Here is a 12,369-nt window from a genome sequence, read left to right on the forward strand (position 1 = left end):
GGTTTTTCTTGAAAGGCGAACATATATTCTGTAGAATGGAGGTATTGGATTCAGGAGCGGAGTGGGAGAGCATGAATCGTTTTACGGGGAAAATGGAATCGGTCGAAGAATTGATCGAAACGATCCGGCGAACGCCGGAAATTATGGAAAACGTGACGAACTGGGAGACCATTCCTCCGAGGCCGGCCGACACGGTCGAATTTCCGGATTCGATGCACGAGCGGCTGATCGCCGGATTGCGGGCGAAAGGCATCGCACGGCTGTTCCGCCATCAGGCGCTGGCGTTCGAAGCCGCGCGCGCCGGCCGCCATGTCGTGGCCGTGACGCCGACCGCGTCGGGCAAGACGCTCTGCTACAACCTGCCCGTCGTGCAGGCGATTCTGGAGGACGACAGCGCGCGGGCGCTCTACCTGTTCCCGACCAAAGCGCTGGCGCAGGATCAGGTGGCGGAGCTGCAGGAGCTGGCGGACCGCATGGAGGTCGATCTCAAGACGCATACGTACGACGGCGACACGCCGCCGACCGTGCGGCAAGCGGTACGCACGGCCGGACACATCGTCGTGACCAATCCGGACATGCTGCACAGCGCGATTCTGCCGCATCACACGAAGTGGGTCAAGCTGTTCGAGAACCTGAAGTTTATCGTCATCGACGAGCTGCATACATACCGCGGCGTGTTCGGCAGCCACGTGGCCAACGTCATCCGCCGGCTGCGGCGCATCTGCCGCTTCTACGGCTCGAACCCGCAGTTCATCTGCGCGTCGGCGACGATCGCCAACCCGAAGGAGCACGCGGAGCGTCTGATCGGAGCTCCGGTGGAGCTTATCGACCGCAACGGGGCGCCGTCGGGCGAACGGCATATCATCTTCTACAACCCGCCGGTCGTGAACAAGCAGCTCGGCATCCGCCGAAGCAGCCTCCTGGAGACGAAGCGTCTCGCGGGCATGCTGCTTCGCGCCGGCATCCAGACGATCGTGTTCGCCCGCAGCCGGGTGCGCATGGAGATTTTGCTGACCTACCTGCAGGAGCAGGTGAAGCACGAGCTCGGACCCAAGTCGATCCGCGGCTACCGGGGCGGATACTTGCCGAAGCAACGGCGGGAGATCGAGCGGGGGCTCCGCAACGGCGAGATTCGGGGAGTCGTCAGCACAAACGCGCTGGAGCTGGGCATCGACATCGGCCAGCTCCAGGCTTGTGTGCTGAACGGTTATCCCGGCACGATCGCCAGCACCTGGCAGCAATCCGGCCGGGCGGGCCGGCGGCACGAGAGCTCGGTGACGATCCTGGTGGCCAGCAGCAATCCGCTGGATCAATACGTGATCCGGAACCCTTCGTTCTTTTTCGACCGGCCGCCGGAGGAGGCCCGCATCCAGCCCGACAACCTGCTTATTTTGCTGGATCATGTCAAGTGCGCCGCCTACGAGCTGCCGTTCGAGGACGGGGAGACGTTCGGCGGGGAGAACCTGCGCGAGCTGCTTGAGTTTTTGGCGGAAGAACGGGTGCTTCACCACAGCGGCAGCCGGTGGCATTGGATGGAGCAGTCGTTCCCGGCCCACGGCGTCTCGCTGCGGTCGGCCGCTCAGGAAAACATCGTCATCATCGACGTGACCAACGGCAGCCGTGTCATCGGGGAGGTGGACCGGTTCAGCGCGATGACGCTCGTGCACGAGGAAGCGATCTATATCCACGAAGGCGTACAGTATCAGGTGGAGAAGCTCGATTACGAGGAGAAAAAGGCGTACGTCCGCGAAGTCAACGTGGATTATTTCACCGACGCGAATCTGGCCGTGCAGCTCAGGGTGCTGCACGAGCACCGGTCGGCGGAGGAATACCGTCTGTCCCGCCGGTACGGCGAGGTTACGGTGAACGCCAAGGCGACGATCTTCAAGAAAATCAAGCTGAATACGCATGAAAATATCGGCTCCGGTCCGATCCATCTGCCGGAGGAAGAGCTTCATACGAGCGCGTATTGGTTCTCGCTGTCGGAGGAAGCGGCGGCCGGCATGAGCCAGAACGAGCTGCAGAGCGCGTTGCTGGGGCTGTCCAACGTGCTCGTTCATATTGCTCCCCTGTATCTCATGTGCGATCCGCAGGACATTCGCGTCGTCGCCCAGATCCGGTCGCTGCACGACAAACGGCCGACGGTTTATTTCTATGACCGGTATCCGGGCGGCATCGGGCTGAGCGAACGGCTGTACGAGCTGCACGGCGAGCTGCTCGCCGAAGCGGAACGGGTGCTGAACCGCTGCGGCTGCCTCAGCGGGTGCCCGGCCTGCGTCGGCCCGATCGAGGAGGTCGGCCTGCTCGGCAAGGATGCGGCCAAGCGGCTTCTCGCTTCGGTAACGTCCAACTCTGGGGAGGCGGATACGGCATGAGTCTGCTGAGGGAGAAGCTGAACCGGCTGCGCGGCGTGAAGCCGGAAGCGGAGCGGACGGGGGCGACGCCCGAGCACGACTGGAACCGCGAACGGGAGCCCGGCGAAGCGCCGGACGGCGGGCGCGAGAGTCATGCCGACCGCGCATGGCGGTCCTTCGGCGCGCGCGAGGAGAAGAACGCCGGCGGAACGTTTCTGATCCGCCGCATCGAGTATCCCGCCGATTACCGGCACGGCCGCTACGCGCTCGGCGGCATCGCGTCGGCCGCGGAGGAGCTTCGGCCGCTGCTTGCGGCGGCGGAGGAGAGGCGGATCAAGCGGCAGCGGGCGTGGCCGGGACACAGACGGGGACGCGCCGGGAGCAAGCGCGCCGCAGGCGCTGCGACCGCCGCCGCATCCGTACCGGAACGGCTGAGCGCGGAGCGTTTATTGTTTCTCGATACGGAGACGACGGGTCTCGGCGTAGGGGCGGGCAACGTCCCGTTTCTGATCGGCCTTGCTTTCTGGGAGCCGTCTCCGCACGGAGAAGGCGAAGGCCGGCTCGTATCGGAGCAGCTTTTTATGCGCCACCACGGGGAAGAAGCGGCGATGCTGGAGCATCTCCGGGCGCGTATGGCCGGGCGCGATATCCTCGTCACCTACAACGGCTTGTCCTTCGACTGGCCGCTCATCCGCAACCGGTACGTCATGAACCGTCTGGACGACGGTCCGGAGCCGGCAGGCCACCTCGATTGGCTGTACCCGTCGCGCAGCCTGTGGCGGCATACGCTCGAATCCTGCCGGCTCGGCGCGGTCGAAGAGTCGCGGCTGGGAGTCGCCCGGGTCGACGATCTGCCGGGCAACCAAGCGCCGCTCTATTACGCGATGTATTTGAACGACGGCGATCCGGAGCCGATGTTCCGCGTGTTCCGGCATAACGAATGGGATCTGCTCAGCCTCGTCGGCCTCGGCATCCACTTCGCCCGGCTGCTGACCGGCCAAGGCGGGGCGGCGGGCGCACGGGCCCCGGAGCTGTTCAGACTGGGGGAATGGCTGCTGAGACACGACCGTCCGGGGTTGGCGGATGCGATCTTCTCGGAGCTGGAGGAACGGCCGGACTCGGAAAAGTGGCCGCTGCTTCCCGCTTTGGCCGACAGCTACAAGCGGCGCGGGCGGCTGGAGCGGGCGGTCCGGCTGTGGCGCGAGTACGCGGAGGCGGCTCTGCCGGCCGCTTCGGTCGAGCCATACGTCGAGCTGGCGATGTATTACGAGCACCGGAACAAGGATTACCGGGAGGCGATAGCCTGGTGCCGGCGCGCGATCGAGACGGTGCGCCGCCGGGAGGCGCTGTTGAGAAGATCGCCGTCGGGCGCGGGCACAAGCGAGCTGCAGAAGCGGCTGGCCCGGCTTGAACGAAAATTGTCCCGCTCGGGATCGGGTTCCGCGCCGGATGCCGTTCCCCTCTCGTCCGGAAGAAGGACGAGCGAATCGGGTTATGCGGCTATGGAGCGGCTTATCGAGATGGAGCGGTGAAGAGGGAGGCGAGGCGGCGATGCGGCTTGGCGCGCACGTCAGCATCGGCGGCGGATACGCCCAGGCAGCCCGGCGGGCGATTGCAGCGGGCTGCGACGTCTATCAGTATTTCCCCAAAAACCCGCGGGGGCTGTCCGTAAAAGTGCCGGCGGCTTCGGATATGGCGGCGTGCGCGGCGATATGCCGGGACAACGGGATCGCATCCGTCGCGCATACGGCTTACCCCGTCAATCTCGCTTACGATCCGGACGACGTGCGGCGGGAGGCCGTCGTCCGGACCCTCGTCAACGACTTGTATATCGCCGAGGGTTGCGGCTCGATGGGCGTCGTGGTACATTTTGGAGTATATTCGGGCGCGGACCCGCTGACCGGCTACCGGAACATTGTGTTGTCCCTCGACGAAACGCTGCGCCGGTACGAGGGTCCCGCCAGGCTGCTGATCGAAAACCAGGCGGGCGACCGGTCGGATTTCGGCATGACGATCGAGGAGATGGTGCGAATCCGGGAGCTGTGCGCCGGGCGGGATCGCATCGGTTTTTGTCTGGATACGTGCCATGCGTTCGCATCCGGCTTGTGGAGCAACGACGAACCGGGCTTCGCCAGGCTGGCGGAGCACGGAGACCAGCTTGGCTACTGGCCGCTGGTCGGCGTCATTCACCTGAACGACTCCCGCTATCCGTGCGGCTCCCGCAAGGATCGGCACGCGAACGTCGGCAGCGGCCATATCGGTTGGGAACGCATGCTGGAGCTATTGGCGTTCGCCGGCCGCCGATCCATTCCCCTTGTGCTGGAGACGCCCGGTTCGGCCGATCGCCGGACCGCCGGACACGCCGGGGAAATTGCGGAGATCCGCCGCAGAACGGAGGACATGCGATGACGCAACGACAGCTTCTGCACGTCTATCTCGACGATTACAGGCCGTGCCCGGCCGGATTCGCGCTGGCGCGTTCCGCCGAAGAATGCTTGCTGCTTCTGCGGGAGTGCGAGATCGGCATCCTCTCGCTCGATTTCGATTTGGGCTGGGGCCAGCCGAACGGGCTGTCGGTCGCCAGAGCGATCGTGATGGAGCGGTTGTATCCGCGTGCGGCGATTTATCTGCACAGCTCCAACCCTTCCGCGCGCAGCCGGATGATGCAGGAACTGCATCCGTCCCTGCCGGACGGCGTCCGGCTGTTCGGCGCGCCGATGCCCGAGGACATTAAACGCGTCGTTGCGGCAGGCGGGGACGTCTTCGCATTTTACCGAGCAAACGAGGAGACAGAATGATTACGTTAACCAACGTCAATTTCGTTCGCGAGCGGCGACATATCCTGAAGGACGTCAACCTGCGGATGAACCGCGGCGAGCAATGGGTCGTGCTGGGCCGCAACGGGTCCGGGAAAACGACGATCCTCGAAATGATCAACGGATATTTGTTCCCGACGTCCGGCCATATCGAGGTGTTGGGCGAACGGTACGGAGAGGCGGATGTGCGCGAGGTGCGGCGCCGCATCGGATACATCAGCCAATCCATGATGGAGAAGCTGACCCTTCGGGACCCGTTGTGGGAGGTCGTGGCCACCGGAGCGCTAGGCATTCTTCGGTTCTACGAGCCGGTCGCCGCCCAATTGGAGGAGGAAGCGCGGGCGATGCTGGAGCGGCACGGCCTGTCGGCGATGGCCGACCAGCCGCTGGGACTGCTCTCCCAGGGCGAACGCAAAAAAGCGATGCTGGCACGCACGCTGATGCAGCGGCCGGAAATTTTGATATTGGATGAGCCTTGCGCGGGGCTCGACCTGTACGAGAGGGAGCAGTTTCTTCGCATGTTCGGCAGCCTGAAGGACCAGGGCATGTCGATCGTATACGTGACGCATCATCTGGAGGAAATCATCCCGCTTTTTACGCATATTGCGCTGATTCACGAAGGCCGGGTCGCCGCAGCCGGTCCGAAAACCGAGATATTGACGGAAGAACGGATCGGGCGGATTTACGATGTCCCGGTCCGGCTTGATTGGCAGGACGGGCGGCCTTGGCTGCAGGTGAGAGCATGACGGGCGGGGCTGCGGTAAGCCGCTGGATCGGTTCCGCCAATGCCGGGTACGCCCGTTACGCCCAGCAGGAGCTCGTCGCCCGGTTCGGCGAAGTCGGCTTTCAGGAGCTGATTCCGGGCGAGCTGTTTCTGGCAAGCATCCGGAGGAGCGAGGCGGACGTCGCGCGATTGCTGCGCGGGAACGAACCGGTGTTTTTGCGCCACATCCATCCGGTGCAAACCGAGTTCCCGGCCTCGCGCGGCGAGGAGGATCTGCTCCGGCTTCAACAGTGGCTGGAGTCGGCCGGTCCGGCCATCTCCCCGGGCGATCGCGTCGGCGTGCAGGCGCGCCGCAAGCCGGAGACGGAGTACGGCTATACGCCGTATGCCGTGAAGGAGGCGCTGGACCGGGTGTTGACGGAACGGTTCGCGGCCGAGCCGGTCATCTCCGGCCCGGACAAAGTCGTCTCGGTCTACATGGGCGAATCGTCCGTCTACGCGGGAGTGTCGGCCGCCAGCGACAACTTGAGCGATTGGAACGGGGGCATGATCCGGTTCAAGCGGGAGGACGGGTTCATCTCCCGAGCCAAGTTCAAGCTGCTGGAAGCGGAGGTCCGGTTCGGGCTCGACTGGTCGGCATACAGCCGCGCCGTCGATCTCGGGGCCGCGCCGGGCGGTTGGACGTCGCTGCTGCTGGAGCGCGGGCTGCGCGTGACCGCGATCGACCCGGGCGAGCTCGATCCGTCGCTGACGGGCCATCCGAACTTGACCTATCACCGGCGCAAAGCGGGAGAGGTCAAGATGGAACGCGCCGCTTACGATCTGCTCGTCAGCGATATGAGCTGGGACCCGAGGCAATCCGCCAAGCTGGTGGCCGAGATCGCCCCGGCCATTCGTCCCGGCGGGACGGCATTAATGACGCTCAAGCTGTTGCGGGGGAAGCCGTTTCAGTCCATGCGCGAAGTGGAAGGCATACTGGCCCCGGCGCTTCGCATTGTCAAGGCGAAGCAGTTGTTCCATAACCGGGACGAACTGACGTTGTTGCTGACTCGGCCAAGCGATTCTTAAACCGAAAGGATGCGATGAAGGGATGGAGCAGTGGATCGAGCAATACGCCGCGGGTCCGGCCAAGCTGCGGGAGGCCGTATCGGGGTTGTCCCCCCAGTTGATGACGTTTGTGCCGTCGCCGGGGGCGTGGAGCATTCACGAGATCGCCGTGCACGTCTGCGATACCGAGATCGTCGCCGTTCACCGGATGAAAAAAGCGATCGCGGAATCGAATCCGCTCGTGCTCGGGTTCGATCAGGACGAATGGGCCCGCAGGCTGGATTACAAGTCCGAGGATTTGGAGCTGAATCTGGCCGTCATGGAATCGCTTCGCGCCGCCATGACGGAGACGCTGCGGCGGGTGAAGCCCGAAGACTGGGAGCGGACGGTCGTTCACAATGAAGCCGGCAAGCTGACGCTGCGCGATCTGCTGATCAAGTTCGTCACGCATGTCGACGTGCACCTGAAGCAGATCGAACGCAACAAATCGCTTTACGCGGCCGGAGGCTGAGCGCTTCTTCAAAAAAATGGTTGTCATTTTCCGGAAAATCGGCTACAGTATAAAGTAGCGGGAAGAACCTGCGAGCGAATGTATATTCGCTTGCGGGTTCTTCTTTTTTTGTTGTGCGAAAACGGTATCCCTGCCGCGAGGGACGAAAAGAGGGGAGAACGTGAACGGACAAAGAAACGCGACGGAACACGGGCCGTCCGCCGGAACGGTGCTGGCGGACCGGTACCGGATCGGTCCGCTGCTGGGCGCAGGCGGCATGAGCCGGGTATTTGCCTGCGAAGACCTGAAGCTGCCGGGGAAGCGTTGGGCGGTCAAGCTGCTCGACCGGATCTCCGACGATTTCGCGGAGGCGGAACTGCTCAGCCGCTTGAGGCATCCGGCATTGCCGGACATCGTGGACGCGTTCGACTGGCCGGGCGGGAAGGCGTTGGTCCTGGAGCTGATCGAAGGAGAGACGCTGGCCGAACGGTTTGAGCGTTCCGGGCGGTCGATCTCCGAAGAAACGGCGGTGGATTGGGCCCGGCAGATCGCCGATTGCCTGGTGTATCTGCACAGCCTGAAGCCGGAGCCGATCGTCTACCGCGACTTGAAGCCTTCCAACATCATGCTGGAACCCGGCGGGCGAATCCGGCTGATCGACTTCGGCATCGCCCGCACGCATAAGCCGGGAGCGGCACAGGATACGGTCCGGATGGGCACGATCGGATTCGCCGCTCCGGAGCAGTTGGAAGGGCGGCAAACCGGCCCGCCGGCCGACGTCTACGCGTTGGGCGCGCTGCTCCATTACTTGCTGAGCGGCGGGAAGTGCCCCGACCTCCGCCGTCAGGGGCCGTCCTTGTTAAGATCCCGTGTTGACGCGGAGCTGTGCGGGATCGTCGAGGCGATGATCGAGCCCCGGGAGGAACGCCGCCCCTTGACCGCGGAGCTGGCCAGTCAATTCGCGTTGTGGCTTGGCCGCCGGGTTCCCGAACCAGCGGCGGCTTCAACCGGGCGCTTCGACGGGGGCGGACTGATTCCGGCCGCTCGGCCGGAGGTTTCGGCTGGCGCCCTGTTGTCGGGGCAAGCCCGCAGGCTGATCGTGGTCGGCGGCTGGCGGAGAAGCGCGGGAGCGACTTTCGTCGCGATCTCCCTCGCACGGACGCTTGATGAGGCCGGTTATAGCTGCGCGGTCACCGAATGGCCGACAGCCGTCCCGTATTTGGCGGATTGGCTGGACGGCGGCAGGACCGGACGAAGCCGCCAGAGAGGCGCCGCCGGACGAACGCGCTGGCTGCCGAGTCCGCCGGAGAGCCGGGCGGCGGCCGATCTCGAAGCGCGGATATCGCGTCTGAGGCAAACCGGCTGCGCCGTGACGCTGGTCGACATCGGCTCGGACGGCTGGCTGTCCCCGGAGACGCAGTTGCTGTTCGCGCTCGCGGACGGCATCGTCGTCGTCGCCGACACCGGGATCGGGCTGTGGCGGGCTCAGCCTCCCGAAGCGTTGGCCGCCTTGAGGCGCAAGGAAGAGGCGGGGCTGCCGGTCTGGTGGATCGCGAACCGGGATGTCCGCGCTCCCGGCCGGGAGGATTGGATCGACAGCTTTCCCCAGCCGCCGGTTTGCCGAATCCCCGCCGTTCCCGACGAAGTCGTGACCCCGGCCAATTGGGAAGGCATTCCCGTTGCCGACCGGGAGCCGTGGGGACGGGAGGTTCGCGAGAGCTTGTCTCCGCTCGTCCGCCTTTGGACAGGCGGGCAGCCCGCCTCCAGGAGCGTGACGGGATTCGGCGGATTGTGGAGAAAGCGGAAAGGAGTCAAAAGCAATGGATAAATTTCGAGTCGTCCTGCTCGATGCGGATCATGAATATGTCGAGATGCTGGCCGCCTATGTCAACAGCGAAGAAAGCTTGAACACCGAGCTGAGCGGCTGGACCGGGACGAACGGGCTTGCGGAGTCGCTCAGGTCGCATTCCGCGCATGTGTTCGCTTTTCACGTTTCGTTTGCCGATCGGCTGCCGACCTTGCCGACCGGCTGTCTGCCGGTCATGCTGACCGACGGGGGAGAAGAGGCGTCCGCCGAAGGCCGTTGCGTCTCGATGCACAAGTTTCAGCCGATCCGTTCGCTGATCGCCGGCCTCAAGGAGCTGTATTCCCGCCAATACGCGTGTCCGTCCGGCGCGCCCGCGTCCAAAACAACGACGGTCGCCATCTATTCGACCGTCGGCGGCGCAGGAAAAACAACAGTGTCCGTCCTGTTGGCGAAGCAGCTTGCGCGGATCGGCAAAAAAACGCTGTGGATCAGTCTGGACGGCATTCCGGTCGCGCCCTTGCCCGAGACGGACGTCTCCCGTCCGCATGCTTTCGCTAGGCTGTTGTATTTGCTTAAAACCGATTATCGGGCGCTGCCCGGCAAATGGCCCGGACTGGTCTGCTCCGATCTCGATTCGGGGTTCGATTACGTGCCGCTGCCCGAGGAAACGCTCGATCTGCATGAGATGACGCGGGAGGATACGTTCCGCCTGATCTCGTCCGTCGCCGAGATGGGCCTCTACGACTACGTACTGCTGGATCTGGATTCCGCCCACTGCGAACGTTCGGCGTCGGCCTTGCAGGCGTCGGCCCGCATCTGGTGGCTGCTGACGGAATCGGACCTCTGCCTCCGCAAGACGGCCAAGGTGCTGCGCATGCGCCAGGGGCCGATGGCCGACGCAATCGCGGCGAAAGAAGCGGATATCCGGTTTATTCTGAACGGCGGCGGCCGGGACGAGCCGCCGGATCTGGACAGCTTCGGCATCCCGGTCTGCGGCCGGTTAAGCCATTACGATACGCGGGGCGGTTCGAGCCGCTGGCATGCGGAGTTGGCCGAGGAGCTGCTCGGGCTGTTTTTCCGGCTGGAGGAAGGAGGGCGCTCATGGGAACGGACACGGTTGTCCACGAATTGAAGCAGGAGCTGCGCAACCGGCTGCGGTCGGCTCCGGGCCATCTGTCCGACGCGGAAATTCGCGAGATGATCGAGGAAGAAGTGTTCAAGGCGGCGGCCAAAACCTATATGACCGCTTCCAGCCAGGCAACGGCGGTGGCGGAGATTTTCTCGGCTTTCCGCGGTCTCGACATCTTGCAGCCGCTGATGGACGATCCGGAGATTACGGAGGTGATGGTCAACGGGCCGGACCATCTGTTTATTGAGCGCCGGGGCAAGACGGAGCCCGTCCCGCAACGGTTCGAGAGCCGCGAACGGCTGGAGGACCTCATCCAGACGATCGTCGGACAGGTCAACCGGACGGTGAACGAAGCGTCGCCCATCGTGGACGCCAGGCTTCCGGACGGATCGAGGGTGCATGTCGTGCTGCCGCCGATCGCGCTGAACGGGCCGATTTTGACGATCCGCAAATTTCCCCAGTCGCCGATGCGGCTCTCGGATTTGACGGCCAAGGGGACATTAAGCGATCAGGCCGCGGCGTTCCTCCGCGATGCCGTCGAAGCCAAATGCAACATATTCGTCAGCGGCGGGACCGGCTCCGGCAAAACGACGTTTCTGAACGCGCTCTGCCAGTATATCCCCCGCGAAGAACGGGTGATCACCATCGAAGACTCGGCCGAGCTGCAGTTACGGGCCATTCCCAATCTGGTGTCGCTGGAGACGCGCAACGCCAACGCCGAAGGCCGCGGCGAGCTGTCGATGCGCCATCTGATTCGGGCGGCGCTGCGCATGCGGCCCAACCGGATCATCGTCGGCGAAGTGCGCGGGGGCGAAGCGCTGGATATGCTGCAGGCGATGAATACGGGGCATGACGGCAGCTTGTCCACTGGCCACGGCAACTCGATCGCGGATATGCTCGGGCGTCTGGAGACGATGGTGCTGACCGCGATGGACCTGCCGATTCCGGTTGTGCGCAAGCAGATCGCCTCAGCGATCGACATCATGGTGCATCTCCAGCGGTTCCGCGACGGCAGCCGCAAAGTCGTGGAGATCAGCGAGCTGACGGAACCGGCCCCGGGCGAGCTCGGGCTTCGGCCGCTGTTCCGGTACCGTCACGCCGGACGGGACGGAGGCGGAGGCATGCTGGAGCCGACCGGCGAAGCGCCCATCCGCACTTGGAAATGGGAGCTGTTCTCGCCGGGAACGCCGTCTCAAGCTTGCCCGCCGGTCAAACCTGTCGTCCAGCCGTCCGGAGGTGTCGGGAACGGATGAAAGCCCGGGAACTGTACCCGTTGTACCGGATTAAACCGGCGGAGCGGATCGCGGTTGTTGCCGCCGCTTGCCTGGCCGGGGCCGCCATAGGCTGGCTGCTGTACGGGACGTGGTGGGGGATCGGCGCAATGGCGGCGCTCGGCCCGCTTGTCTGGCGTCCGTACGTCCGGCTTCGACGCGAGGCGGCCCGCGAGCGGATCGACAGGGCGTTCCAGCAGGCTCTGTACGCCGTATCCACGTCGCTTGCCGCCGGCAAGTCGGTGGAAAACGCGTTCCGCGACGCGCCGGACGACTTGAAGCTGATCGGGGGGCGGATCGACTTTATCATGGACGATCTGCTTCGCATCCGCGGCCAGTTGGCGATCGGCGAGCCGCTCGAAAAAGCGCTGGCGAACTGGGCGGACCGAACGGAGTCGGACACGGTGCGCCAATTCGCCGAGGTGTTCTCGGCCTGTAAGCGAACCGGCGGCAATCTGGCGGACGTTATCCGGCAAACGACGCACCTGATGGGCGAGAAGCAGGACATCGCCCGGGATATCGCCATCGTCGTATCGCGGAAGCGGTGGGAAGCCCGCGCGCTGACCGTCATTCCGTTCGCGATATTGGCGATGCTCCGATTCACGTCCCCGGACTACGTGCAGCCGCTTTATTCGCCCGCCGGAGCGGTCGTCATGACCGGTGCGCTGCTGCTGGTAGCCTCCGCCGTAATTTGGATGAACGCTATCGTCAAGTTGAAGGTGTGAGCGGAT

General features: G+C 64.3%; 11 protein-coding genes. All 11 read left to right on the forward strand.

Annotated features, from left to right (window positions below; genetic code table 11):
* Positions 1–71: 71 nt before the first annotated feature.
* The 11 genes from FE781_RS08160 (at position 72) to FE781_RS08210 (ending at position 12,363) form a co-directional block, all read left to right on the forward strand.
* On the forward strand, positions 72–2,375 hold the full coding sequence (locus FE781_RS08160) for a DEAD/DEAH box helicase (protein ID WP_138789122.1): 2,304 nt from the start codon (positions 72–74) through the stop codon (positions 2,373–2,375).
* Entirely contained in the window at positions 2,372–3,886 is a 1,515-nt protein-coding gene (locus tag FE781_RS08165; protein WP_138789123.1) for a ribonuclease H-like domain-containing protein, read from the forward strand. The genes FE781_RS08160 and FE781_RS08165 overlap by 4 nt, the downstream gene beginning before the upstream one ends.
* A 19-nt stretch (positions 3,887–3,905) precedes the next feature.
* Positions 3,906–4,763, forward strand: a complete 858-nt coding sequence (locus FE781_RS08170; RefSeq protein ID WP_138789186.1) for a deoxyribonuclease IV — start codon at positions 3,906–3,908, stop codon at positions 4,761–4,763.
* Positions 4,760–5,152, forward strand: coding sequence for a cyclic-phosphate processing receiver domain-containing protein (locus FE781_RS08175; protein WP_138789124.1), 393 nt, complete (start codon positions 4,760–4,762; stop codon positions 5,150–5,152). The genes FE781_RS08170 and FE781_RS08175 overlap by 4 nt, the downstream gene beginning before the upstream one ends.
* Positions 5,149–5,916 carry an ABC transporter ATP-binding protein gene (locus FE781_RS08180; RefSeq protein WP_138789125.1) on the forward strand — a complete coding sequence of 256 codons (768 nt, stop codon included), beginning with the start codon at positions 5,149–5,151 and terminating at the stop codon, positions 5,914–5,916. Before FE781_RS08175 ends, FE781_RS08180 begins: the two co-directional genes overlap by 4 nt.
* Entirely contained in the window at positions 5,895–6,962 is a 1,068-nt protein-coding gene (locus tag FE781_RS08185) for an SAM-dependent methyltransferase (RefSeq protein WP_138789126.1), read from the forward strand. The genes FE781_RS08180 and FE781_RS08185 overlap by 22 nt, the downstream gene beginning before the upstream one ends.
* A 22-nt stretch (positions 6,963–6,984) precedes the next feature.
* Positions 6,985–7,452, forward strand: coding sequence for a DinB family protein (locus FE781_RS08190; protein ID WP_138789127.1), 468 nt, complete (start codon positions 6,985–6,987; stop codon positions 7,450–7,452).
* A gap of 160 nt (positions 7,453–7,612) precedes the next feature.
* Positions 7,613–9,259, forward strand: coding sequence for a serine/threonine-protein kinase (locus FE781_RS08195; protein WP_138789128.1), 1,647 nt, complete (start codon positions 7,613–7,615; stop codon positions 9,257–9,259).
* On the forward strand, positions 9,252–10,370 hold the full coding sequence (locus tag FE781_RS08200; RefSeq protein ID WP_138789129.1) for an AAA family ATPase: 1,119 nt from the start codon (positions 9,252–9,254) through the stop codon (positions 10,368–10,370). The genes FE781_RS08195 and FE781_RS08200 overlap by 8 nt, the downstream gene beginning before the upstream one ends.
* A complete protein-coding gene (locus tag FE781_RS08205) occupies positions 10,340–11,620 on the forward strand; it encodes a TadA family conjugal transfer-associated ATPase (RefSeq protein ID WP_138789130.1) in 1,281 nt (426 codons plus the stop codon). Before FE781_RS08200 ends, FE781_RS08205 begins: the two co-directional genes overlap by 31 nt.
* Positions 11,617–12,363, forward strand: coding sequence for a type II secretion system F family protein (locus FE781_RS08210; protein ID WP_170209462.1), 747 nt, complete (start codon positions 11,617–11,619; stop codon positions 12,361–12,363). Before FE781_RS08205 ends, FE781_RS08210 begins: the two co-directional genes overlap by 4 nt.
* Positions 12,364–12,369: the final 6 nt, after the last annotated feature.

It is taken from the genome of Paenibacillus thermoaerophilus (genome assembly GCF_005938195.1).
GTDB classification, from domain to species: Bacteria; Bacillota; Bacilli; order Paenibacillales; family Reconciliibacillaceae; genus Paenibacillus_W; species Paenibacillus_W thermoaerophilus.

Coding starts and splice junctions, on each gene's coding strand:
- FE781_RS08210 (WP_170209462.1), top strand. CDS start 11,617: ATGAAAGCCCGGGAACTGTACCCGTTGTACCGGATTAAACCGGCGGAG.
- FE781_RS08180 (WP_138789125.1), top strand. CDS start 5,149: ATGATTACGTTAACCAACGTCAATTTCGTTCGCGAGCGGCGACATATC.
- FE781_RS08200 (WP_138789129.1), top strand. CDS start 9,252: ATGGATAAATTTCGAGTCGTCCTGCTCGATGCGGATCATGAATATGTC.
- FE781_RS08205 (WP_138789130.1), top strand. CDS start 10,340: ATGGGAACGGACACGGTTGTCCACGAATTGAAGCAGGAGCTGCGCAAC.
- FE781_RS08175 (WP_138789124.1), top strand. CDS start 4,760: ATGACGCAACGACAGCTTCTGCACGTCTATCTCGACGATTACAGGCCG.
- FE781_RS08160 (WP_138789122.1), top strand. CDS start 72: ATGAATCGTTTTACGGGGAAAATGGAATCGGTCGAAGAATTGATCGAA.
- FE781_RS08165 (WP_138789123.1), top strand. CDS start 2,372: ATGAGTCTGCTGAGGGAGAAGCTGAACCGGCTGCGCGGCGTGAAGCCG.
- FE781_RS08170 (WP_138789186.1), top strand. CDS start 3,906: ATGCGGCTTGGCGCGCACGTCAGCATCGGCGGCGGATACGCCCAGGCA.
- FE781_RS08190 (WP_138789127.1), top strand. CDS start 6,985: ATGGAGCAGTGGATCGAGCAATACGCCGCGGGTCCGGCCAAGCTGCGG.